Source organism: Exiguobacterium marinum DSM 16307, from assembly GCF_000620845.1.
In the GTDB taxonomy this organism is placed as follows: domain Bacteria; phylum Bacillota; class Bacilli; order Exiguobacteriales; family Exiguobacteriaceae; genus Exiguobacterium; species Exiguobacterium marinum.
The window spans coordinates 2,481,423-2,505,767 of the sequence record NZ_KK211189.1 but is presented as its reverse complement, the minus strand read 5'-3'; the positions used below and the strand labels follow the sequence as shown (position 1 = coordinate 2,505,767).

The 24,345-nt window shown below is 47.2% G+C and carries 16 protein-coding genes; 12 read left to right on the top strand and 4 right to left on the bottom strand.

The window, feature by feature from the left end; genetic code table 11:
• The first annotated feature begins 109 nt into the window (after nucleotides 1-109).
• From addB to P400_RS0113115, 12 genes are all read left to right on the top strand, one after another.
• Entirely contained in the window at nucleotides 110-3,547 is a 3,438-nt protein-coding gene (gene addB, locus P400_RS0113170; RefSeq protein WP_026826650.1) for a helicase-exonuclease AddAB subunit AddB, read from the top strand.
• The gene (gene addA / locus P400_RS0113165) at nucleotides 3,525-7,142 is read left to right on the top strand and encodes a helicase-exonuclease AddAB subunit AddA (protein ID WP_026826649.1); all 3,618 of its coding nucleotides are present in this window, start codon (nucleotides 3,525-3,527) and stop codon (nucleotides 7,140-7,142) included. Before addB ends, addA begins: the two co-directional genes overlap by 23 nt.
• Nucleotides 7,143-7,311: 169 nt before the next feature.
• Nucleotides 7,312-7,794 carry a MarR family winged helix-turn-helix transcriptional regulator gene (locus P400_RS0113160; RefSeq protein WP_026826648.1) on the top strand — a complete coding sequence of 161 codons (483 nt, stop codon included), beginning with the start codon at nucleotides 7,312-7,314 and terminating at the stop codon, nucleotides 7,792-7,794.
• On the top strand, nucleotides 7,787-9,511 hold the full coding sequence (locus P400_RS0113155) for an ABC transporter ATP-binding protein (RefSeq protein WP_026826647.1): 1,725 nt from the start codon (nucleotides 7,787-7,789) through the stop codon (nucleotides 9,509-9,511). The genes P400_RS0113160 and P400_RS0113155 overlap by 8 nt, the downstream gene beginning before the upstream one ends.
• Entirely contained in the window at nucleotides 9,508-11,379 is a 1,872-nt protein-coding gene (locus tag P400_RS0113150; RefSeq protein ID WP_026826646.1) for an ABC transporter ATP-binding protein, read from the top strand. The genes P400_RS0113155 and P400_RS0113150 overlap by 4 nt, the downstream gene beginning before the upstream one ends.
• A 134-nt stretch (nucleotides 11,380-11,513) precedes the next feature.
• A complete protein-coding gene (locus P400_RS0113145; RefSeq protein WP_026826645.1) occupies nucleotides 11,514-11,876 on the top strand; it encodes a response regulator in 363 nt (120 codons plus the stop codon).
• On the top strand, nucleotides 11,873-14,431 hold the full coding sequence (locus tag P400_RS0113140; protein WP_026826644.1) for a sensor histidine kinase: 2,559 nt from the start codon (nucleotides 11,873-11,875) through the stop codon (nucleotides 14,429-14,431). The genes P400_RS0113145 and P400_RS0113140 overlap by 4 nt, the downstream gene beginning before the upstream one ends.
• A gap of 122 nt (nucleotides 14,432-14,553) precedes the next feature.
• Complete coding sequence (locus P400_RS0113135; protein ID WP_026826643.1) at nucleotides 14,554-14,937, top strand: YisL family protein; 384 nt, start codon at nucleotides 14,554-14,556, stop codon at nucleotides 14,935-14,937.
• A gap of 101 nt (nucleotides 14,938-15,038) precedes the next feature.
• Complete coding sequence (locus tag P400_RS0113130; RefSeq protein ID WP_026826642.1) at nucleotides 15,039-16,070, top strand: class I SAM-dependent methyltransferase; 1,032 nt, start codon at nucleotides 15,039-15,041, stop codon at nucleotides 16,068-16,070.
• Between the two features lie 69 nt (nucleotides 16,071-16,139).
• Nucleotides 16,140-17,633, top strand: a complete 1,494-nt coding sequence (locus P400_RS0113125) for a phytoene desaturase family protein (RefSeq protein WP_026826641.1) — start codon at nucleotides 16,140-16,142, stop codon at nucleotides 17,631-17,633.
• Nucleotides 17,630-19,108 carry a phytoene desaturase family protein gene (locus P400_RS0113120; protein ID WP_026826640.1) on the top strand — a complete coding sequence of 493 codons (1,479 nt, stop codon included), beginning with the start codon at nucleotides 17,630-17,632 and terminating at the stop codon, nucleotides 19,106-19,108. Before P400_RS0113125 ends, P400_RS0113120 begins: the two co-directional genes overlap by 4 nt.
• Entirely contained in the window at nucleotides 19,077-19,916 is an 840-nt protein-coding gene (locus P400_RS0113115) for a phytoene/squalene synthase family protein (RefSeq protein WP_084483612.1), read from the top strand. The genes P400_RS0113120 and P400_RS0113115 overlap by 32 nt, the downstream gene beginning before the upstream one ends.
• A 439-nt stretch (nucleotides 19,917-20,355) precedes the next feature.
• On the opposite strand, the gene P400_RS0113110 is transcribed toward P400_RS0113115, so the two are convergent.
• The 4 genes from P400_RS0113110 to P400_RS0113095 are packed head-to-tail and all read right to left on the bottom strand — an operon-like array spanning nucleotide 20,356 to nucleotide 24,326.
• Nucleotides 20,356-21,822 (bottom strand): phytoene desaturase family protein, encoded by a 1,467-nt coding sequence (locus P400_RS0113110; protein ID WP_026826638.1) that lies wholly within the window; start codon nucleotides 21,820-21,822, stop codon nucleotides 20,356-20,358.
• A 26-nt stretch (nucleotides 21,823-21,848) separates the two neighbouring features.
• Nucleotides 21,849-22,916, bottom strand: a complete 1,068-nt coding sequence (locus P400_RS0113105) for a glycosyltransferase (RefSeq protein ID WP_026826637.1) — start codon at nucleotides 22,914-22,916, stop codon at nucleotides 21,849-21,851.
• The gene (locus tag P400_RS0113100; RefSeq protein WP_026826636.1) at nucleotides 22,913-23,611 is read right to left on the bottom strand and encodes a lysophospholipid acyltransferase family protein; all 699 of its coding nucleotides are present in this window, start codon (nucleotides 23,609-23,611) and stop codon (nucleotides 22,913-22,915) included. Before P400_RS0113100 ends, P400_RS0113105 begins: the two co-directional genes overlap by 4 nt.
• Complete coding sequence (locus tag P400_RS0113095; RefSeq protein WP_026826635.1) at nucleotides 23,577-24,326, bottom strand: carotenoid biosynthesis protein; 750 nt, start codon at nucleotides 24,324-24,326, stop codon at nucleotides 23,577-23,579. The genes P400_RS0113100 and P400_RS0113095 overlap by 35 nt, the downstream gene beginning before the upstream one ends.
• Between the last annotated feature and the right edge of the window lie 19 nt (nucleotides 24,327-24,345).

The window sequence follows — 24,345 nt, the reverse complement described above, 5'->3', positions numbered from 1 at the left end:
GAATGATGAAGGTTATGACTTTTTTGACTAAGGTTCAAGGGAGGTTTCCCTCTACAAATGAGGAGAGATGGTTCATAATGAAGAAAAAAGGGAAGGAGTGTTCGCTAAAATGACAGTAACCTTTCACGTTGGTCGATCGGGAACGGGAAAAAGTGAGCAGATGATCGATGAGGTCATTCAGGAACTGAAGCAAAACCCGAGCGGACCGACGATTTATATGATCGTGCCGGATCAAATGTCGTTTGAAATGGAAAAGAAGATGGCAATGGTAGACGATCTTCGTGGTTCGACTCGTATTCAAGTTCTTTCGATGCGTCGTCTCGCTTTCTTGATGATGCGGGATGCCGGCGTCGCGACAGATCAATTTTTAGATCAAACCGGAACTCATTTGTTGTTGCGGAGGGTCGTCGAGATGAGCGAGGAACGATTGACCTTGTTCCGGCGTACGATGAATCAGTTCGGCTTTTACGAAGAATTGAATCAATTGATTTCCATGTTGAAGCGTGGGCTTGTGGAACCGGAGCACTTGTTGCGGTTAAGTGAACAGGCGCAGCACCGTGCTTTGAAGTTACAGGACCTTTCCATCATTTACGAAGGATTTTTAAAGATGACGGAAGGCAAGGCACTCCATGCGGAAGATTATTTCAACGTCATGTTGCAGATCCTGCCGGAAACGGATTTGACGGGTGTACGTGTCTATGTGGACGGGTTCAATGAATTTTCGGAGCAGGAATTGGCAGTTCTTGTCGCACTTGCGGAAAAAGTGAATGTCGATGTGTTGCTTACACTTGATCCTGTTTCGATGTATCGTCTCGATCCATTGTTTGGCCCGACACAACGGACGCTCATGCGTTTCAAAGAACTGTTGACAGAACGACAGATCCCTTCTCGAGACGAGCTGTATGATACCGTCTATCGTTACACGCATCCGAGTCTCCGTTATCTGGAGGCCACATTCGATCAATTGACTGCAGAACCTTACACTGGTTCAGAGAATCGGATTGATCTACATGCCGCAGTCGACCGGACCGTCGAGGTGGAGGCGGCCGTTCGGGAAGTCATTCGACTCACTCGTGAAGAAGGATATCGTTACCGAGACATCGCTCTTGTCTCACGTTCTCTCGAGGAATACGGAGATTTGGCAGCACAAGCGTTACAAAAGATGGGGCTGCCGTACTTCCTTGATGAACGGCAACCGATGCTTGACCATCCTCTCGTCGAGCTGTTAAAGGCGGCAATCGACATTGCTTTACGCGGCTATCGGGAGGAACCCGTCTTTCGGGCGCTGAAGACGGAACTCGTCGTCCTTGACCCGACACATCGCCGTACGTCCGTCGATCGTCTCGAAGCGTTCGTGATTGAGCGAGGAATCAAGCACTATCACTGGCATGACGAATGGCAATTGCGTCGTCGTATGGGCGAAGAGGCACGACTCACGAGCGAAGAGCTAGACGTCGAGGCAGACTTGAACCGTTACCGAGCACGAGTCATCGATACATTTGATCCATTGCTTTCAGAATTAAAGCAAGCGAAGACAATGCAAGCTTATACGCACGCCATGTTTGCCTTTTTAGAACGTGTCGGCGTATCGGACTGTCTGACCCATTGGCGCGATGAGGCGATTGAAGAAGCACAATTAATCGAGGCACGTGAACATACTCAAGTTTGGGACGCGGTGTTACATTTACTTGAGCAGTTAGAAGCAGCAGCTCCAGAAGAAACGTTGTCTACAGACCTGTTTCTTCAAATGATGGATACAGGTCTGGATAGTCTCCGCTATGCTCTCATCCCACCTTCGCTTGACCAATTGACTGTGACGGACTATGTTCGTGGGCGATTGATTGATAAAAAAGTTGTGTTCCTACTCGGAGCGAATGAAGATCAAATCCCTCTCGTCACGACACAGTCCAAGCTGTTGACCGACCATGACTTAGATTTCATGCATGAGAATGGACTACGTGCCGGGAAGGCGACGGAGCACTTATTCGATGATGAAACGTATTACTTATATAAAGCGGTGACGGTACCAAGTGAACGTCTCTATATTAGCTATGCTCTAGTTGACAGAACGGGTAAGGCCGTTCAACCGGCCCGCTTCATAGCAGATTTGAAAACGCGTCTGCAACAAAACGTCATTAAGACACATTTCGCTGAAGCTGGAGAACATCGGCCACAGGACCAATTCGCTTTCTTGACGAACGTGAATCAGACGGCAGCCGTCACGGCACTGGAGCTTCAGCGTTTAAGTCGTCATTATCCGATTCAAGATATGTGGTTTGGCGTCTATAACGAGCTGTTGAAGCACCCGGATGGACGTGAACGCTTGCAACTTTTGACGAGCGCCTTGTTCTATCAAAATATACCAAAATCGCTAGACGACCACGTCGCACAATCATTGTACACGCCATCGATTCGAGCGAGTGTTTCGCGACTGGAGACATTCCAAGCTTGTCCGTTCAAACATTTCGCGAGTTATGGGTTACGTTTGAAAGAGCGACGATTGTATCGACTCGAAGCACCGGATATCGGAAACCTCTATCACCGGACGATCGAACATATGTCGCAGACGGTGAAAATGGATGGAAAACAGTGGCGGGATGTCTCACCAGATGAGTGTATGAACCTAGCCGAGCAGGCGGTGGAACTCGTGACACCTGAGATTCAGCACGCCATTTTAATGAGTTCGAACCGATACGCGTATTTGAAGAAAAAATTGACAGACGTCGTCAGTAAGACGGCAGAAGTGTTGATTGAACAGTCGAAACGAGATGGCTTTGACCCACAAGCGTTTGAACTTGCATTCGGGAGCGGTCAGTTCCCACCCGTATCATTTACATTGTCAAATGGGGCAACGTGTGAACTAGTCGGTCGCATCGATCGTGTCGATACAGCGATGATCCATGACCAGCTTTACGTTCGAATCGTCGACTATAAGTCGAGTAAACGTGAAGTTGATTTCGCTGAAATATACTACGGTCTGGCGATGCAGATGCTCATCTATTTGAAGGTATTGATTGAACAGGCAGAGGCATGGACGAAAGAGAATGTAGCACCTGCTGCCGCCCTCTATTTCCATGTTCATCGACCACTCGTACCGCCCGCGAGTTCCGAAGAAGAGACACGTCAAAAGGTATTAGAGTCATATCAGATGCAAGGATTGCTCGTAGACGATCCACAAATCTTAGAGGTGATGGACCACTCTGCGAAGGGGTCGTCGAAAAAATCAATCGTTATCCCAGTCAAATATAAAAAAGATGGCACACCTGATGCCAATACGCTGAAGAAGATTGTCACGACGCCTCAACTCGAACAGTTGATGGATCATGCATTTGACGTCGTCAAAGCGAGTGCAGAGGAGATGTATGACGGCAAAATTGATGTAGAACCGTATGAGTATAAAGAGCGACGGCCCTGTCAGACATGTCCGTACCAAAGTGTTTGTCACTTTGACGAGGCACTCTCGAATGAGCCTCGTAAATTGAAGAAGCTCGAGAAAGAAGAAGTATTCCAGGAGTTAGGAGGCGATGACCGTGAAATGGACGAATGATCAGTTCGCCGCGATCGAAGCGAGGGGAAGCCATGTGCTCGTTTCGGCTGCGGCAGGTTCTGGTAAGACCGCGGTCCTTGTCGAGCGGTTATCTAGCCGATTGCTTGACGAGACGGATGAGCTCACGGCAGACCGGATGCTCGTCGTTACGTTTACGAATGCAGCGGCTGCAGAGATGAAACGACGCATCGCAAAGGCGCTTGAAGAGGCGTTACGCGAAGACCCGACGAATGAATACGTCCGGAAGCAACGGCAGATGTTGAACCGGGCGCTCATCACGACCATCCACTCATTTTGTTTAGAAGTGATTCGCGAGAATTACTATCTATTAGACTTAGACCCGGCGTTCAAGATTGCGGAAGAACGTGACCTCGTCCTGTTGCAGGACGACGTATTAGAAGAGGTGCTTGAAGAGGAGTACGGGAAACAAGATACCGATTTCTTTTCTCTTGTCGATGCGTATACGTCAGATCGCGGTGATAGCGAAATCGAGGACTTGATTCTCGGAATGTACCACTATGCGCGTACGCTCCCAAATCCAGACGCCTATTTAGATAATCTCGTATCTATGTATACGTTCGGAGATGACCCTGACGAAGAGGCGATTTTAATCGAATTTGGTCAGATGTTGTGGCAAGATATCGAAAAGGCGGTACGGGAACTTCGGAAGCTTGAAGCGGAGCTTCGGGTCGCCGGTTATGAACCACAATCGGACAATGTTCGTCAGGCGATTTTTCCGTTTGAACAACTTGAAGGGGAGACAATTGTCTGGAGTGAACTCGAGACGGCGGCTCGTGCGATGAAGTTTGGAACGATGAAGGCTGTTCCAAAAAAAGAGGAGCACCAGATTTACCACGAGGTCCTCAAACCAGCGTACGACCAGGCGAAGAAAAAATTGACGACAGTGGTCGAGCAGGCGCGTGTCAGTGGGGCGGACTTATTAGAGAGCGTCTCGATGCAACAACCTCTCGTTGAAACACTCGTTCGAACCGTCCGTACATTCGGTCAAGCATATGAGCAAGCAAAGCGTGAACGGGCTTTCGTTGACTTCAGTGACTTGGAACATTATGCGCTCGCCATTTTACGACAAGACGGGGGACCGTCCGATGTTGCTGCGCTTTATAAAGAACGATTCGCTGAGGTACTCGTTGATGAATACCAAGATACGAACGAGATTCAAGAAACAATCATCAATCTGGTCGCAAATGAACGAGAGGAAGTCGGGAACTTATTCATGGTGGGCGACATCAAACAATCGATTTATCGATTCCGCCATGCAGAACCGGGTCTTTTCATCGATAAGGCGACGCGCTTTAGACAAGCGGGTACAGGGAAACGAATCGACCTTTCTCAAAACTTCCGTAGTCGCAGAGAAGTCCTCCACGGGATTAATGACTTGTTCGTTCAGCTCATGGATGAAGAGGTCGGCGAAATCGCATATGACGAGGCAGCACAACTTGTACCGGGACGTGAGTATGAACCGATTCCAGCGGACCCAGAATTCATTTTGGTCGACGGGGAGAGTCGTGAGTTATCGAAGCAAGAGGTAGAAGGTCGGGCGATCGCAACCCGAATCTTAGAACTCGTATCGGGAGAAGAACCGTTCAAGGTGACGGATGAAGAGACCGGACAACTTCGAAACTGTGAGTATCGAGACATCGTGATTCTCGTGCGTTCGAAAAAAGAACGAGTCGAGCAGTTGATGGATATTTTGACACAGTACAACATCCCGGCTTACACCGATTCGGATGGTGGATATTTTCAAGCGACTGAGATCCGTATGATCCTTGCCCTCTTGAAAGTGATTGACAACCCGCTACAAGATATCCCTCTCGCAGGTGCGCTTCGTTCACCGATGTTCCGTTTCGATGACGGTGAGTTGGCACGAATCCGACTCGAATCCGACGATTCATTCTATGAGGCACTCAAAGCAAAGGCAGATGACGATGATGAGCTTGGGGTGAAATGTGGAGAGATGCTCGACCGACTATCCCGTTGGCGCACCTATGCGCGAAACCATAGTCTGTCTGAATTGATTCAACAGTTATTCAATGATACCGGGTTTTATGACTTTTCAGGTGGATTGCCTGGAGGAAAAGGACGGCAAGAAAACTTGAAGGCGCTCTATGACCGCGCCCTCTCCTATGAACGTAGTGGCTATCGTGGCCTTTATCGCTTCTTACGCGTGATGGACCGTCTGCAGGATACCGGTGAGGACTTGTCAGAGGCACGGTCACTTGGGGACGAGGAGAACGTCGTTCGCATCATGACCGTCCATAAATCGAAAGGTCTCGAGTTCCCGGTGACGATCGTCGCTCAGCTCGGAAAACAATTCAATAAACGTGATCAGATGCAACGTGTCATTTTCCACAAGCATTACGGGATTTCACTGGATGCAATCGATGTGGTGACGCGTACAAAGTCGGAAACATTTGTGAAAGAGATGATTCGAAGAGATTTAGACGCGACGATGAAAGCAGAAGAGATGCGTGTTCTTTACGTCGCTTTGACGCGGGCGAAAGAAAAACTGATCCTAGTCGGAACGGTAGGGGAACCGGTCAAACATCTCCAACAGTGGCTCCAGGTCGAACAATCCGGGGAGCTGTTGGCTAGTGAGGCGAGACGAGAGGCGAAAACGTACTTGGACTGGATTGCTCCGGCGCTCTTGCGATTGCCAAGCGCTTCGACCTTCATCGAGTCCTTCGGCTTCACAGTTCCCGCTTCATTTCATGAGTCGACCTCGTGGATGTACCGCATGATTGGTGTACCGGATCTTGCGGAGATTGCGACACTGCAAGAAATGATGGCTCAACTGCATCATGTCCAAAGATTTGAAGCAATCGATTTCCCGATTCAAAACGAAGAAGTGACGATACGTACCGTCCATCAGGCTTTGAACTACGCATACCCTTCTCAAGATGCGGTGCGCACGGCAGCGAAACAAACAGTGACCGAATTGAAACGGGCGATGCAACTTGAACAAGCCGCCTTTGAAGACCCGGTCCGACCGGTCGATACGCCTTACCGAGAACCAAAATGGCGTCAAGTCAAACAGACCGGTGCCGAACGAGGGACGACGTTACACTTGATTTTCCAATTAGCGGACCCAAGCCAACCGATTGTCGATCAAATCAATCGGTGGGAGATGCAAGGGATGCTTAGTCCAGTCGAGGCCGAGACGGCACGCCTCGCACTCCCTGATGTTGAGGCATTTTTCCAAACGGAAGTCGGGCAATCGCTCGCCGGTGCAATCGAGCGGGGAACCGCATGGCGAGAGTTGCCATTCACCTACACGGTACCGGCCGAGCGAGTCAATCCGAATGGACAGTTCACGGATGAACATGTATTGATTCAAGGGATTATCGACTGTCTGTATTTTGATGGGACCTCTTACGTCCTTTTGGACTATAAATCAGATGCCGTTGTCCATTTATCTGAGTCTCGTGAAGAGGCACATAATCGATTGCGGGATCGCTATGCAATTCAATTGCAACTGTATCGAGAGGCTATTGAAACGATTTGGGATATTCGTGTCGAGCGGACCTTGATTTATTCGCTTGATTTACAGGAAATCGTGACCGTGTCGACCAAATAAATGAGAATACATGGCGAGCGATGTCAGCTAGATGGCATCGCTCTTTTCTTATGTGCAAATTCACATTCAATTTCGTTGACAATCCAGCACGAGAGGAGTAATTTATTTTATATAAGTAATTGTTCCGAATAGAACAATTCGAAACGGAACGATAAAGGAGTGAACGAGTATGACCGAGACGAATACAACGCGGGCACGGGAAATGATGCAATCCTTTTGGCGTGTACAGCGTGTTTTAATTCGTTTGATGCATCAAACGGCACAACAAAATGACCTCACCCTACCTCAACTTCATGGACTGATGATGTTAAATGAACAGGGAGCGATTTCGCAAAAGGAACTAGTTCAACGGACAAAGATGCCAAAGAGCACGTTGAGTCAATCGCTCGATGGTCTCGTGGAGAAAGGACTGATTCGTCGGGACATCAATCCCGACAATCGTCGGGAGGTCGTGTTGACGATTGATACATCGGGCAAACGTTTGATTGAGGATATTGAGCAACAAGAAGAAGGGACCGAGCAACAATTGAATCAAATCTTATCTCGTCTAAATGAAGGTACGTATCATCATATGATTGAAGCCCATCAACAGATTGCAGATGGGTTAAATGAAGGGTTCACAGACTGTGAAGGAGGATGCCGTCATGATTAAGTTGTTGAAACGTCTCATTAGTTATAAGTGGGCCGTTCTGATGGTCTTGTTGTTTGTGTTCGCGCAATCGTTGGCAGATTTATTTTTACCAACGTTAATGGCAGACATCATTGATAATGGGGTCGTGACGGGTGAAACAGGATATATTTGGCAAATGGGAGGTATCATGCTAGGTGTGACGGGACTTGGAGCCATCGCAGCCGTCGTGGCCAGTTTTTATTCATCGAAAGCAGCGATGGGATTTGGTCGTGACTTACGGAGACGCGTCTTTAATCATGTTGAGCGATTCTCTCTTGAAGAGTTCGATCGCGTCGGAACGGCCTCATTGATCACTCGGACGACGAACGATATCACACAAGTACAACAAGTGATCATCATGATGCTTCGGATGGTTGTAAGTGCGCCAATCATGTTTGTCGGTGGATTAATTATGGCTACTTCAAAAGATGCGAAATTGTCCCTTGTGATTGTGGCAGCTATGCCAGTGCTCGTCATCTCAATTTTCTTGATTTTTTGGAAGGCCATGCCGCTATTTAAGAAAGTGCAGAAGCGATTGGATCGCTTAAATCTCGTCCTCCGAGAAAATCTAACGGGTATTCGTGTCATTCGGGCATTCAATCGTGAAAAAGAAGAGCAAGTCCGCATGACAGAAGCGAATGAACAATTGACAGATGTGTCAATCAAAGTAAACCAGATCATGGCGTTCCTTATGCCTATTATGATGCTTGTGATGAACTTGACGGTCGTCGGTGTCATATGGTTCGGTGGCATCCGGATTGACAATGGGGCCATGCAAATCGGGGATTTAATGGCGTTCATTCAATACGTGATGCAAATCATGTTTGCACTCGTCATGGCGTCTGTCATGTTTATTATGATTCCGCGTGCATCGGTGTCTGCGAACCGGATCAACGAAGTGCTCGAGATGAAACCGTCACTAGTTGATGACGGAACGATGACTGCGGACGTTGAACAAGGCACGCTCGTCTTTGACCATGTCACGTTCTTTTATCCGGGCGCTGAAGAACCAGCGCTATCCGATGTGAGTTTTTCAGCAAATCCGGGAGAAGTCACAGCGGTGATTGGTGGGACAGGGTCTGGGAAGTCGACGCTCGTCAACTTGATTCCACGGTTTTATGACGTGACGTCAGGTCATATCCTTGTGAACGGTGTGGATGTTCAATCCGTTTCCCAAGAAGACCTTCGCTCGAAAATCGGGTTCGTCCCACAAAAAGCGCTTCTGTTCACTGGAACGATTGCAGAGAACATTCGATACGGAAAAGCCGATGCGACAGCTGAAGAAGTCATACATGCGGCCTCGATTGCACAGGCGAGTGACTTTATCGAGAAGATGCCAGACCGTTATGAGTCGATGATTGAGCAAGGTGGGTCGAACGTGTCGGGTGGACAAAAACAACGCCTCTCGATTGCGCGTGCGCTCGTTCGAAAACCGGATTTATACGTATTCGATGACAGCTTTTCGGCACTTGACTACAAAACGGACGCCGCATTGCGAAAAGCATTGAAAGATGAAACAAGAACCGCGACAGTATTGATTGTCGCGCAACGCGTTAGCACAATCATAGATGCTGATCGGATTATTGTGCTAGAAGAAGGTAAAGTAGCCGGGATTGGGACACATGAAGAATTGTTTGCGAATAATGCGGTATATCAAGAAATCGTGAAGTCGCAATTGTCTGAGGAGGAGATCGCATGAGTGAGAAACAAGGAAATACACGACAAACTCATGGCGGACACGGCGGTCCTGGAGGTCCCGGCGGTGGGAACATGATGATGATGGGTGAAAAGCCGAAGGCGTTCAAAGTCACGTTCCATCGCCTTCTTGCTTATTTGAAACCACGTCGAAATACACTGATAGCTGTATTCATCGCTGCGATATTGAGTACGATTTTCATGATCGCCGGTCCGAAAATTATGGGGATCGCCATCACGGAACTGTTTGAGGGTGCCTATGCAAAATTCACGGGAGTACCTGATGCAGAGATTGACTTTACACGAATCGGACAAATTTTGTCCTTACTCGCTGGTCTCTATGTCATCAGCAGTCTGTTCAACTACGTTCAACAATATTTGATGTCTGGTGTGGCCCAAAAAACAGTGTATGATCTTAGGGAGGACGTCAATAAAAAACTAGAAAGACTGCCACTCAAATATTATGATGGACGCTCGAATGGGGAGACACTTAGTCGTGTCACGAACGATATTGACTTGATTGGGAGCACGCTTCAACAAAGTGTGACGTCATTTATTACATCGATTGTCACCATCATTGGGATTTTAATTATGATGTTGTCGATCAGTCCGCTTTTGACGGTCATCTCCCTTGTGTCCTTACCGCTCACTATCTTTGCGATTCGACCTATTTTAAAACGATCGCAACAATATTTTTCGGATCAACAGCGAAATCTTGGACGATTGAACGGTCATGTAGAGGAAATGTACACTGGACACGCCGTCGTCAAGGCGTTCGGTCGAGAAGAGACGGCTGTTCGTGAATTCGAAGAAGTGAATGAGGAACTCTATGATGCCGGACGAAAAGCGCAATTCATCTCCGGAATCATCATGCCGATGACGATGTTCATCGGGAACATCAGCTATGTGTTGATTAGTGTCGTTGGCGGGATTCTCGTGACACAACGCACTATCTCGATTGGGGATATCCAGGCGTTTATCACATATACGAGACAGTTCACTCAACCGATTACTCAAACGGCGAACATCGCAAATATCGTCCAGTCGACGGTCGCTGCTGCGGAACGCGTATTTGAACTATTGGATGAAGAGGAAGAAGTGAAGGATGTGACGACTTACCGCTTAGAACGCGCGGAAGGAAATGTTACGTTCCGTCATGTCGACTTCGGATATGGGGAGGACCTGCTCATTCAAGATATGAACCTCGATGTGTTGACGGGACAAACAGTGGCCATCGTCGGGCCGACGGGCGCCGGAAAAACGACGCTCATCAATCTACTCATGCGCTTCTATGAATTGAATGGAGGCGAAATATTAATCGATGGGAAAGATTCACGACAAATGTCGCGGCACGATTTGCGACATACGTTTGGCATGGTATTGCAAGACACGTGGCTCTTCAACGGGACAATCCGTGACAATATCGCTTACGGTAAAACGGGTGCGACAGAGATGGAAGTTGTGAATGCAGCGAAGACGGCACATGCCGATTCATTCATTCGGACGTTGCCGGATGGATATGACACAGTCTTAAATGAGGAAGCGAATAACATCTCACAAGGACAAAAACAATTACTGACCATCGCGCGAGCGGTACTTTCGAACCCACCTATTATGATTTTGGACGAAGCAACATCAAGTGTAGACACGCGCACCGAGATTTTGATTCAACAGGCGATGAAACGGTTGATGGACGGCCGAACGAGTTTTGTCATCGCACATCGGTTGTCGACGATTAAAGACGCTGATTTAATTTTGGTCATGGACCAAGGTCGTGTCATTGAACAAGGAACGCATGAGTCATTACTAGAAGCAGGCGGATTTTATGAAAATCTTTACAACAGTCAGTTTGCTGAAAAAGAGGTCGTATAAACAGAATATAGGTTTTACGGTCAGGTGATTCGGTAAAAGACGTACGAAGATATGTTTCGTACGTCTTTTTATTTTGTGTAACAATTACAAATCCGTTAAAATAGATAAATGGGATAAAAAATGGAGGAACGATTATGGTTAAAATCTTGCTTGCAGAAGACGAAGAAGTACTACGAATGCTCGTAATGGATACATTAGAAGATGAAGGGTATGAAATCGACGAGGCGCAGGATGGACTAGAAGCCTATCGATTGATTGAAAAAAATGAATATGATTTGGTCATTGTGGACCATATGATGCCCGGTATGACTGGGCTTGAAGTTATTGAAAAAGTAAGAAAGTTACCGGGGCGACAGCATACGAAAGTGATGATGTTGACAGCGAAAAGCCAACAATCTGACCGTGATTGCGCGAATGAGATTGGCGTCGACTACTTCATTTCAAAACCGTTCAGCCCACTTGAACTTGTCAAAATCATAGGAGGCATCGTGAATTGAAAAGGTGGTTTAAACAAAAACTCGGACGTGACATCATGGTCGTCCTCTATTCGTTCCTCGTTATCGCGTTGGTAGGTTCGGTGTTGACATATGTCTATATCGAGAACCGACTAGAGGCGAATGAGGCCAAACTGCGTCAGGTCGACGAGCGCGTCGACCGTCTGACGGTACTTTGGGACGAGTGGCAAGCCGATCAGTATGATACGCGTGGCTATCTCTTATTTGGTGATACTGAAACGCTCGAACGCGCGAGCGCGAACGAGGCGAAGTTCCAACAAGAAATCAATTGGTTCAAGACACAAGTGCAGAGTCGTCAGGGTCAACTGTTCGCAGAGGACCTTCAACAGTTCCATAACTTTTATTATGACGTCGTCATCCCAGTGACTTACGAATACGCACAAGCACAACAAGATGGTGAAATCACTGAAACGTTTATTGATGCAAAAACCATTGCCGAACTCCCGACGGCACAGCGTTTGATTGAGCAAGGACTCGTTCAATTTAATCCTGACCGAGGCATCGACATCTTAGGACCAATCGATGAAGTCGAATCGTCTCTTGAGAACTATCGAGACCTGATGGCATCTGAAAAAGAGACCGTCTATGCAGAATGGCATCAAAATAATAACATTCTTCAATTCTTGTGGATGATGAGCATCGCCTCATTTGCCGCATTGATTTTATTGTTTGTCCAACCGTTCCTCCGTCGTCAAACACGCTTAATTTCACGACTCTCAAACGCCTCAAACCGCTTGTTGAAGGGTGAAATTGTTGATTTAAGCGACCAAATGAAACGGGAAGATGAGATTGGTACGATGTCTCGTTCGTTCCATAAGATGGCCGAGACACTTCGTGACAATGAACGTCATTTGATTGAAAAGAACCACGAGTTACAAGCGCAACAGGAAGAGTTGATTGCGCAACAAGAAGAACTGCAGGCACAACAACAGGAGTTAGAAGAAATTTTAGAACAGACACAACAAAATGAACAACATCTTGCATATCGAAATGAGTTGACGGAGACGCTTGCGTCACGTGACTCGCTCACTGCTTATCCTGAGATTATCGAAAAACTTGTGACAATCACCGATTCAGAGGTTGGTGCGCTCGTCTTCGTTGATGAAGCTGAAAACTTTAAAGTGACGAGCCATGGCTTGAATGAGACGTTGACTCGCCAGTTGCTCGACAGCGAGAACTCGGTGCTGACACGTGCGATGAGCTTGAAGACGACGGTTCATTCGTCGAAACAAGTTGCAAGTGATCACCCACTGCCGTATCCGTATTACATGTTTGAGACTGCGGTACCCGTCAATGACCCTACTGACGATTCGATTATCGCGTTCATTTATCTTGTCCGCTATAAAGATCGGTTCACCCAAACACAGATGGGCGACATCATGTCATTCGCCCGTCAACTCTCGCTTTCGCTCTTACGGATGCGTCTATTTGAAGAGATGAAGCGCGAAAAAGGGAAGACGGAACGTATCCTTGACTCGATTCGGGAAGCGGTCGTCTATATCGAACATGCGACCGATGATGTATTCGTCAACCGACCACTTTATGAGATGTTCCCTGAATTAAGTGAGGTCAGTTCGCTCGACCTTGAGGAAGAATCATGGGAAGAATGGCGCCATCGTCTTGTCGAGACCGTCGACCAGGCAGAAGACTTTATGAAATATACAAACCGATTGTTTACTGAAGACTTCCCGCATGACAGTGTAAGCTTCTCGATTCGCAAAGGCGAAATGAACTTGCAAATGTATGCGGAAAGAATCATCGTCGGAGGGCTTTCGAAAGGGACCCTTCTCGTATTCCGGGATATTACGAGCGAGACAGAGGCCGAGCGATTGAAGAGTGAGTTTATCTCAACCATTTCTCATGAATTACGGACACCGCTCTCATCCATCTATGGATTCACGGAATTGATGGTGAAGAAGCAACTGCCAAATGAAAAGCAAGCAAAATACTTGGAAACCATCCATGCCGAGACGGAACGCCTGACGCATCTTGTCAACGACTTCCTCGATGTTCAACGTATGGAATCCGGTAGTCAAATGTATGACCGGGAGCAACTCGATATTGAGCCGGTCGTTCGAGACATGCTGACATTTTATGAAGCCTCTTCTCTGAAACATAAATTTGAGTTGATTGCTGATGATTTGCAGCCATATGAATTGTTTGTCGATTGTCAAAAATTTAAACAATTGATGAGTAACCTGTTGTCGAACGCCGTGAAGTATTCTCCGCGTGGAGGAAAGATCACAGTGGAGCTTGAGCATCATGAACAAATCGTGTCTATCAAAGTGATGGATGAAGGAATCGGAATTCCGAGCGACGCGCTCGACCGATTATTTGATAAGTTTTATCGTGTCGATAATTCCGACAGTCGGGAAATCGGCGGTACTGGACTTGGGTTACCAATTTGCCAGGAAATCGTTCGAGGCCATAACGGTCAAATCCATGTGGAATCGATTCAACATAAAGGCTCGACGTTCATCGTCGAAATTCCAAGTTATGAGTTTGCCGTCCAAGAGGCGGAGACGACACCAGTATAATGAAATGAGTCATCCTTTCGGAGGGGTGACTCATATTTTTGATTAAAGCGTTCGCTTGACCATTCATGAGATGATTCGTGTACAATGAAGACTGAACAAACATCATAAAGGGGGGCACTTGAATGCCACTAATTGCATTCTTGCACACGCACGTCACGAGCTGGATTTTGTTACTTATTTTGTTTGCCGTGGCCTACATCGGCTATAAGAACGGCAACAAGAGTGGAAAAATCGCACATATGGCGTTTCGACTCATGTTACTCATCGCGTTTGGAACAGGACTTTATCTTTACCTTCAATTGAACGGAGGCGGTACGTTCTATCATGTGAAAATCACGGTTGGATTACTGGCGTTGATTTTCGGTGAAATGACGCTCGTCAAAGTCAAAAAGAAAAAACCATCGAACGCTTTGTTCGGCGGATTTGTCGTGTTTGCACTCGCAACGATTTTTATCGGTTACGCGTTGCCATACGGACAATCATTCTTTAACAGTTTCATTCAATAAGACTTTCCCACTTCGCATACCGAAGTGGGAATTTTTTGTTTGTAGACAAATTATTAGGGGAAAATAAAAAAAATCAGTAATCATGACGATGAGGTGAAACGATGGATCAACAATTAATGGAATGGACACGTGTTTTACATGCTCGAAAATGGATGAAGCAAACGGAATCATTTTTACCACTCTGGCACGGTTACATCGGCTATAAGTTCGAATTATTCGATGCCCTGCAAGGTGGGGCGAGTATGGCTGAAATGAACCTGCGACTCAAACGCCCATTGACCCAACTTGCGTTAGAACGTTGGTTAGAGGTAGGGGTCGCCGTACGCCATTTGAAGAAAAAGGGATGGCGTTATTATCCGACCCGGGGATTAAAATATCAATTATCCGGTACCGATGAACGTAGCATCGGGTTTATGTTACAGGAGATGATGGAACTCCATATCCCAGCCTTGATTGCCTATCCTGATTTTTTAGAGTCAGGTAAACAGAAAACGTTCGATGGAGCCGAGCATGGTCAAGTTGTCGCGAAGACGTCGACGCTCGTCGAAACAGTCGCTTTCCCGATTGTGCAGCAGTTATTACGACAAGCGAATGTCCAATCAATGCTCGATATCGGTTGTGGTCACGGGGGCTATTTACGTAAATTACAATCCCTCGAACCGAGTTGGGAACTGACGGGGATTGATTTAGAGGAGGATGTTATTGAAGAGGCAAAATCGCGCGATGAGAGTGATGATATTCACTTCGAAGTTGCTGACTTCATGAATTGGAAAACTGAAGAGCAGTTCGATGCGGTCATGATGAACAATATGCTCTATTACTTTTCACCGGAAGAGCGGATTCAGTTGTTAGATCGACTAAGGGAGCGATTGGATCAAAATGGTGTCGCTGTCCTCGTGACACCACTTGCTGAGACGGCTCTTGGTGGTCGTTTCGCATCCGCGTTCAATGCGTTCATGACGCTTCATGACAATTTGTATCCTCTTCCGACAATCCCAAAATTGCGTCAACAGATGCAAGAAGTAGGGTTTGAACAGATTCGGTTTATCCCATTCATCCCAGAAGGATCTTGGTATATCGTTATCGCCGAGCGAGGAAGCGCAAATTTACTCAATCAACCGATTCAAAATTGAACTTGTCTCCAGTCATTTCTATAATGATAGAGAAGCATAAGAGACTATTCACATAGGGAGTTGTTGAGTGTGTCGAAACAAAGAGTTGCCGTTATTGGAGCAGGACCTGGTGGTTTGGCCGCTGCGATGCTACTAGCGCATCGTGGGGTCGATGTCACTGTATTTGAGAAGCAATCGTTTGTAGGTGGAAGAACATCGCGCCTTCAAGTAGGCGAGTTTACGTTTGACCGTGGACCTACTTTTTTAAATATGCCGTATATTTTAGAAGAGATATTCGAAGAAACTGGACGTGATTTACACGACTATGTCGAGATGAAACGACTTGAGCCGATGTATGATTTGTACTTCGACCGCGGGACGCGTCATCTCTCAATGACAACAGACCGCGATCAAATGCATCAAGCGATTGAAGAGCAGTTTCCTGGAAATGGGGAAGGATACGAACGTTTCATGAGCGAACAGGCGATTAAATTATCTAAGTTGATGCCTGTCTTGCAAACCGCTCACGACAAATTGACCGACTACGTATCGTTACGAGTGCTCAAGGCGCTTCCTTTTCTCTCCATTGGTAAATCACTTTATGATGTCCTGTCTGAATACTTTACGAGCGAAGAATTGAAATATGCGTTCACGTTTCAAGCAAAATATTTAGGTATGTCTGCTTGGGAATGCCCAGGTGGCTTTTCAATCTTATCTTACATGGAGCATGCGTATGGAGTTCATCATCCGATCGGAGGAGTGAATCAGCTTTGTCACGCGATGGCAAACGTGATTGAAGAAGAGGGTGGAGTCATTCGTTTAGGCGAACCGGTGGAACGTCTGCTCATCGACGACAAGAAAGTGACAGGTCTCGTGTCCGGAAGCGTCCATTATGCGTTCGACGAAGTAGTGATCGGTGCTGATTTTGCACATGCGATGACTTCTTTAGTTCCGGAAGGCAAGTTGTCGAAGTGGAGTCCGACTCAATTGAAGAAGAAACGTTACTCGTGCTCGACATTTATGCTTTATCTTGGAATCGATCACGTATATGAGGACGTAGCACACCATTCGATTCATTTTGCGGACGATTATGAAATGAACGTCAAAGAGATGACAAAAGAGTTGAAGTTGAGTGAGGATTTTTCGTTTTATGTACAGAATGCCTCACGTATCGACCCGACACTTGCACCTACAGGTAAATCCTCGCTCTACGTCCTCGTACCGGTACCGAACAACTTATCCGGTCTACCATGGAAAGAATTGCAAGCGACGATGACAGAACGTGTACTTGACGCTCTTGAAACGCGTTCGCCTTATCGTCATATTCGTCAGCACATCGAGGTGATGGAAACGCTGACCCCAGAGGATTGGGAAACGTTTGGAGTGTACGAAGGAGCAACGTTCAATCTAGGACATAATTTATCGCAAATGATGTATTTTCGCCCGCATAACCAATTCGAAGAGCTCGACAACGTGTGGCTTGTCGGGGGTGGAACTCACCCTGGAAGCGGACTTCCGACAATCTTTGAATCGGCACGAATCACGACGAATCTATTACGTGAGCGGGCAGGTGTCGGCCGATGAACATCAGTTTTGTGGGGGCCGGGGTTGGGTCACTCTACGCCGCTCTGTTGTTGACGAAACGAAATCCATCGCTTCATATCACGATTTACGAAAAAGAAGCGCGTGTCGGTGGACGACTGAATTACGTTGAATTTGAAAATGGGGCGAAAGTCGACGAAGGTCCGACGATCGTCTTGTTACCGAGTAAATTAAAGCAACAATTAATCGAAGCGGGTTTATCTGAGGATGAAGTGGAATTGCTTGAAGTCGACCCACTCTACCGTTTGCGCTATCAAGATGGTACGTCATTTTACAAGTATCGAGATATCGAGCGTCAGGCTGATGAAATCGAACGAACTTTCGGTGAGGGAGATGCGTTCCGTCGTTATATGTCTCAAAAGAAAGAAGAGTATCAAATTGGGTTCAATACGTTTTTAGATCGTAGCTACGCATCAAAAACAGAGTTGTTCGAACCTAAACTGTTACTCCTCCTCATGCGGTTAAAAGCATATGAGTCGGCCCATGGGAACATGAAACGTTTCTTTGAAGATGAACGCTTACGTGTCGCCTATAGCTTACAAACCCTTTATATCGGTGGGAACCCTTATGCGACTCCTTCTTTATATGGACTCATCCCTTATCGTGAACAGGAAGAAGGGGTCTGGTACGTAAAAGGAGGATATTTCTCGCTCGCAACGACAATGGAGAATGAATTAAAACGGCGAGGTGTCCGCTTCGTGATGAACGCTACTGTCAATCGTGTGCACGTCACGGACGGGGTGGCGAACGGCGTCACGGTCAATGACGAATATGTCCCTTATGATGCAGTCATCGTGAACGGTGACTTCCCGCTCATGGAGCGGCTCGTTGACGGGGTGACACCGAAAGCGTATGAACCATCAAGTGGTACGTTACTCCTCTACTTCACTGTCAAAGGTGAACTTGATTTGCCAATTCATCAATTTGATTTACCGAATGATTTCGAGGGATCGATGCGAACCATCTTTGAGGATGGTAAACTAAGTGAGTATCCGGCAATGTATACGTTCAATCCATCTCGCATGGATGAAACACTGGCTCCGGATGGAACGAGTGTGTTGTATGTCCTCGTCCCGGTTCCACGTAAATTAGAACGTGAAGATATTGAAGCCCAAGGAACAATCGATCATCTAGTAGGACGAATCGAAGTACTGTTGCCTGATTTTCGTGAACGAGTCATCGAGATGAAAGTTCGTACGCCAATGGATGCCGAGCGATTCGGTTTGTTTGAAGGAGGAAGCTTTGGGATTGCACCAAAGTTATCTCAGTCAGCCGCCTTCAAACCACAGGCGAGACCATTTTCGAAAATCGAGCGTCTCTATGCGGTGGGGGCATCCGTCCATCCGTGTGGCGGTGTACCGATTGTCATGATTGGGTCACAATTACTCGTGAAAAAAATGGAAGAAGAAATGGGGGCAATACATCGTGACGACACAAGAAGCGTATCGTCAATGTGAGGAAATCATGAAGAAGGGCTCGTTGACTTTTTATCGGGCCTTCTCTTTGCTCTCAAAACCAGATCGGCAGGCGGTCATGGCTGTTTACACATTCTGTCGGACACTCGACGATGCGGTCGATGAATCAGACCGTCCAGAAGAGAGTTTGGCAGCATTTTTGCATGATTTCGACCGTTTTTTAGCCGATTATGATCAAGATGAAGCGTTATGGGTCGCCCTTCGAGATGTATGGAAGCGCTATGAGATGGACGTCGACCCTTTCTTCGAGTTGGCAGAAGGCATGAAATGGGATTTACATAAGTCGCGGTATGAGACACTCGAAGAGACCGAACAATATAGTTATTATGCGGCCAGTACAGTCGGTCTGATGCTTCTCCCGATTCTTGTCCCGAATCAAGACGCTGAGACAAAACTTCAGTTAAGACAAGGCGCTATCGACCTTGGTATCGCGATGCAATTAACGAATATTTTACGAGATGTCGGAGAAGACTTGAATCGGGATCGAATCTATTTACCACGTACGATGATGCGACAATACGGTGTGAGTGAAGAGAAAATGCGCCAACATGAAGTGACGCCTTCCTTTATCGAATTATGGGAGGCGATGGCGACTCGAGCAGAGTCCTTGTATGAGCGAGCCCGAGCAACCCATCATCTGTATCCACTTGCGAGCCGAAAACCGGTGCAGGCGGCAGCTCTTCTCTATGAGGGGATTTTAGATGCAGCGCGGGCAAATCAATACGATGTCTTCACAAAACGGGCGTACGTATCAACTTTACAAAAAGGGAAATTATTAGCAAAACTATAAGATGTCAAGATAGCTGTAGGCGCTTCATGCGTCTACAGTTTTTTTTGCGCAAAAAAAACCACTTTTGGCGGGGGACCAAAAGTGGCGTAAGCGTTATGTGATTCATTCATCGGGGAAATGAATGAATCGATTTGTGATGAAGCCCTAAAGATGTGCCGGGATTCATGGGGAATGAATCATTGGGACATCTTCGCTGAAACAGGATGCTTGATGGACTAAGGGGGAACATCATACGCAAGCTGTTTCAACTACGGGATACGAGTGGGGAAACTCGCTCATCACTTTCTCGGGTGTGACAAGTTCAAAACGCGATTTGGCTCGGGGAAGCCATTCGATCGCTACAGGTGTAACAAACGTTACAAAACTGTTTGAACTCGAATATGATATTATCACGTCTCTCACTTGTCGACAAGTGTCGAAACTCACGTTCACAAAATGTTCATATTGTCAGAGGTATGTCCTCTAACATCGAGCGCGCAGCGAATTGTCCTGAAAGCGTGACCATCGGGCTACCGCCTCCTGGATGGGTCGAACCACCTGCGAACCAGATGTTCGACACGTCTGTCGACCGAGCAGCTGGTCGGAAAAAGGCTCCTTTTTTCGAGTTGGCCGATGTACCATAAAGTGCGCCATAGTACGCATAAAAATCACGGGTCAAGTCTTGGGGCGTCACTCTTTTATGATAGAGGACCTCCTCATCGTTCCAATCCACACCGAATTCACGCAAACGACGACGAATCAGATGTTCATACGTAACGGCATCGATTTCGGTCAGGTGGGCGGGGGCGTTGACGAGGATGAACAGATTGTCGCCCGCCTCGCCCATGGATGGATCGGTCGCGGACGAATTTGATATATAGATGGTCGGCTCATCTGCATATCGTGCTTCTTGAAAGAGTGCCCGAAATTCTCGTTCGTAGTCGTCAGCGAAATAGACGTTATGATGGGCAAGATTCAATCGCTTCGATAACCCGATCATCAAGACGAACGCAGAAATTGACGGTTCCACCGTGTCTCGTGTCGGGACCGGGAAGGAAGGGCGGTCTTTCGCGGCGACGAGTCGTGGATATTGAGTGAGCAACTCCCCGTTAAGAAGAACGGCGTCACAAGAGATGACTTCCTCATCATCGACGACGACCTCATGTGCTTTTCCATTCAACACCTCAATCTTCGTCACTTCATGTCCGAGACGGAATGTTACCCCGAGTTCACTCGCCCGCTTAGCGAAACCTTTTGCGATATTCCAGTTGCCACCTTTTGCGAAGTAGACGCCTTCATTCAACTCTAAATGTGAGATGAGAGCGAAGGTGCCGGGTGTCACGTATGGACTACTTCCGATATATGTTGCATAGCGATCAAGGGACTGGATGATTCGTGGGTCTTTAAAGTATTTCTTATGGAGGGCATGCAAGCTTTGGAGCGGGTGTACTTTGACCATGTCCGCCCAGAGACCAGGGTCTAATTTTGTCTCCATCCGCGTAAAGAAACGTTCATTCGCGATCCGGAACAGCTTCTCTGCCTCATCTAAGTAAGCGTGTATTTGATTTTGCTTCATTTGATCACCGGTCAATCGACGGACTTCTGCTTCAAGTTGTGCCCGGTCCGTACTAAAAGTGAACGATGAGCCATCTGAAAAATGATTGACGGTATGTTGCTCGAGTTTGATCAACTCAAAATAGTCATCCGGATTGGCTCCGCTGTTTCGGATGACTGAGCGAAATACATCCGGCATCGTAATCGTATTCGGGCCGAAGTCAAACCGGTGACCGTCAGTGATGACAGGCATGAGTTTTCCACCGACATGTTCATTTTTTTCAATAACTGTGACATCATAGCCACGGGCAGCAAGCGTGACGGCAGCGCTGAGTCCGCCTAGTCCGGCACCAACCACAATAATCTGTTTCATACATATGTCCCCCTTAAGACGTGTGTTTAAGAATAGTGACGACCTTTCCAAGTGATAGGCAACCGTCTCCATTTTCGGATGACGGCGTTTCCGAGTAAGATTAAATAAGCGATTAAACTGAGTGGATGTAACCATGAACCAGATCCATTTGACTTCACATCGACAGCGAGGCGCGCAAGGAGCACGAAGAGTGCCGCACTGACCGTTTGCCAACTTGGTGAAAATATCCATGCGAGCATGGCGGTCAACTGGATGCCATAATACGTCATAAAGTACAAGGCGAGTCCTACTGATTCATTCATTCCCTTGAATACGTTTTTTGAAAACCCGGTCCAGACTTCTTCGTTCGTCTCATACATGTCGCAGGAGATGAACGGGGAGACTTGGACGAGTGATGTGACTTTTTTATGCCGTTTGAACGTTCGGCACAAATCGATATCATCAATCAACGATGTTCGAATCGAAGCATGTCCGCCAACTGCTTCATAACTGATGCGTTCGACGAGTACGTTCATCCCATTTGCTGCCGCAAATGCCGGATGTTTCACTTTACGCCAAAACAAAGGCAGATGTTGGGCGATGAGAACATGTTGCATCGGAATCAACAATTTCCCCAGAAATGTCGACGTTGGAAATTGAGGGAATCCTGATAAAAAGACGGCCTGTTCGCGGGCGAGCGTAGCGTGCATACGTGCGATAAAGCTTGGATCGATCGTGACATCCGCATCTAAAAACAGAAGGTACGGTTCGGTCGTGCGCGTTCCTAGTTGATGGCAGGCATGTACCTTCCCGGACCAGTCACTAGGTAAGGGAACACCATGAATCATCGTGAAACGAGAATCGTCCGCAATGGCAAGAGTCAACTTTTCGAATGTATCGTCTTCGGAGCGATCTTCATATATGTAGACATGTGTCCCTTCCGGTATCGACTGCTTTAGATTGGAAATGAGTCGGTCGACATGTCGAGACTCGTTTCGCATCGGAATGCAGACAGCTGTCGCTGGTGTATGTCCTGGGTTTGCGAGCGGTCTTAAAAAAAGCAGGTTAATGACGGTGAAGATGAGCATCGAAAGGGTGGCGATCCATAAGATCATGAGCGTCCCCTCCCGAGTCGGAGCATCGCTTCTGTCCATTCGGCAAGGTTACGACGTGGTTGAAAGAGTGGCGTGTATGCTCCAGAACGGTTGATGACGTCTTGTCTCACATCGTCATAAAGCCCTTCAAGTGCTTGCGCGATTTCTTGTTTTTGTGATCGCCGCGACGTCGAGGTCACGGCGTACTTCCGAAAGCGGACGTACACAATCGGTTCAGCATGTTTTTCAAACGAATAATACATAGCACATAACTGAATGGGGCGGTCGTTCAGTAGCAGTGTCGCTCCGGATTCGATTTCAACGGGACGCTGCTCCTGTGGCATCTCTCGACCTTGAGGAAACATCCACACGGATTTTCCGGATGTGAGCAATTCGTTTGCATATGCAAGGGATGCTCGCACATCAGATAAACTGCCTTTTTTTACAGAGAAGGCACCGAGATGTCGAAAGAACGGGAAGCGGTGCAGTCCATCCTCGTCCATCAATACATGAATGTCGTGCCTTAAAAAATGTTCGTTAATCATATACATGATGAGACCGTCCCACCAGGCGCTATGTGTACTTAAAAATAACCCTGGAATCGGAACATCGTCTGTTCGGATGAAGATATTATGGAACGTCGGGCGAATCTGACGCTCTCGCACAAACGTCGAGAACAGATTATTGAACCATTTCTTTTTGTGTGACTCGATCATTGCGACTTCTCCTTTCAAGTAGCATTACCCCGGACGTGAAGACGCTGAGGATTCCAATCCCGTAAAGACCGGCGTTGACGGCTGTGACACCAAAGAGCGCATGGAGCATGACGAACAAATACACGCCGTGTTGGATAAACAACGAGTCGATTGCTCGTTCATGGCGCTGCAGCAACCATGAAAAGAGGAGAGATAATCCGAACCATCCAATAAAGTTTTGCGTTGGAATATCGTAATATAACCCGTCGTTTGCCCATTCCCAATAACCTTTCACGTTTGCAGCAACCGGGTCGATTGCCATATCAAGCCAAACCGCAAGAATCGGGACGAGCCATAATGTCTTGTTGCGGAATGTGAACAGACGTGCCACGGCAAAACTTGAACCGATGACGGCAAGCCATGCAGCACCGATGGTGACCGGAACGCCGAAAATGGTCGGACCGAACGCCTCGGCATACACGTATTCACTGAAGGGGAATCCGGTTTTTACACCGAGCGTCTCGACTGCGATTGACCCGAAAAAAATAAATGGGACAATCCAAACGCCTTGTCGGATCCCGTTGTATAGAATCGTGCCTCCAATTGCACCGGCGAGCCATAAAAAGACAGGGTTTGCCCACTCCAACCACGAAGGAAGGAGATCGAATCCGACTAAAACTAAACCTATGAAATACCAAACGATAAACCATTTCCAAATAAACGGATACACTTTCATTTCATCACCTCTTCTTTCA

Bases quoted from the DNA above. Each gene is read 5' to 3' on its own strand.
- addB (WP_026826650.1), top strand. From the start codon at position 110: ATGACAGTAACCTTTCACGTTGGTCGATCGGGAACGGGAAAAAGTGAG.
- addA (WP_026826649.1), top strand. From the start codon at position 3,525: ATGACCGTGAAATGGACGAATGATCAGTTCGCCGCGATCGAAGCGAGG.
- P400_RS0113160 (WP_026826648.1), top strand. From the start codon at position 7,312: ATGACCGAGACGAATACAACGCGGGCACGGGAAATGATGCAATCCTTT.
- P400_RS0113155 (WP_026826647.1), top strand. From the start codon at position 7,787: ATGATTAAGTTGTTGAAACGTCTCATTAGTTATAAGTGGGCCGTTCTG.
- P400_RS0113150 (WP_026826646.1), top strand. From the start codon at position 9,508: ATGAGTGAGAAACAAGGAAATACACGACAAACTCATGGCGGACACGGC.
- P400_RS0113145 (WP_026826645.1), top strand. From the start codon at position 11,514: ATGGTTAAAATCTTGCTTGCAGAAGACGAAGAAGTACTACGAATGCTC.
- P400_RS0113135 (WP_026826643.1), top strand. From the start codon at position 14,554: ATGCCACTAATTGCATTCTTGCACACGCACGTCACGAGCTGGATTTTG.
- P400_RS0113130 (WP_026826642.1), top strand. From the start codon at position 15,039: ATGGATCAACAATTAATGGAATGGACACGTGTTTTACATGCTCGAAAA.
- P400_RS0113120 (WP_026826640.1), top strand. From the start codon at position 17,630: ATGAACATCAGTTTTGTGGGGGCCGGGGTTGGGTCACTCTACGCCGCT.
- P400_RS0113110 (WP_026826638.1), bottom strand. From the start codon at position 21,822: ATGAAACAGATTATTGTGGTTGGTGCCGGACTAGGCGGACTCAGCGCT.
- P400_RS0113105 (WP_026826637.1), bottom strand. From the start codon at position 22,916: ATGATCTTATGGATCGCCACCCTTTCGATGCTCATCTTCACCGTCATT.
- P400_RS0113100 (WP_026826636.1), bottom strand. From the start codon at position 23,611: ATGATCGAGTCACACAAAAAGAAATGGTTCAATAATCTGTTCTCGACG.
- P400_RS0113095 (WP_026826635.1), bottom strand. From the start codon at position 24,326: ATGAAAGTGTATCCGTTTATTTGGAAATGGTTTATCGTTTGGTATTTC.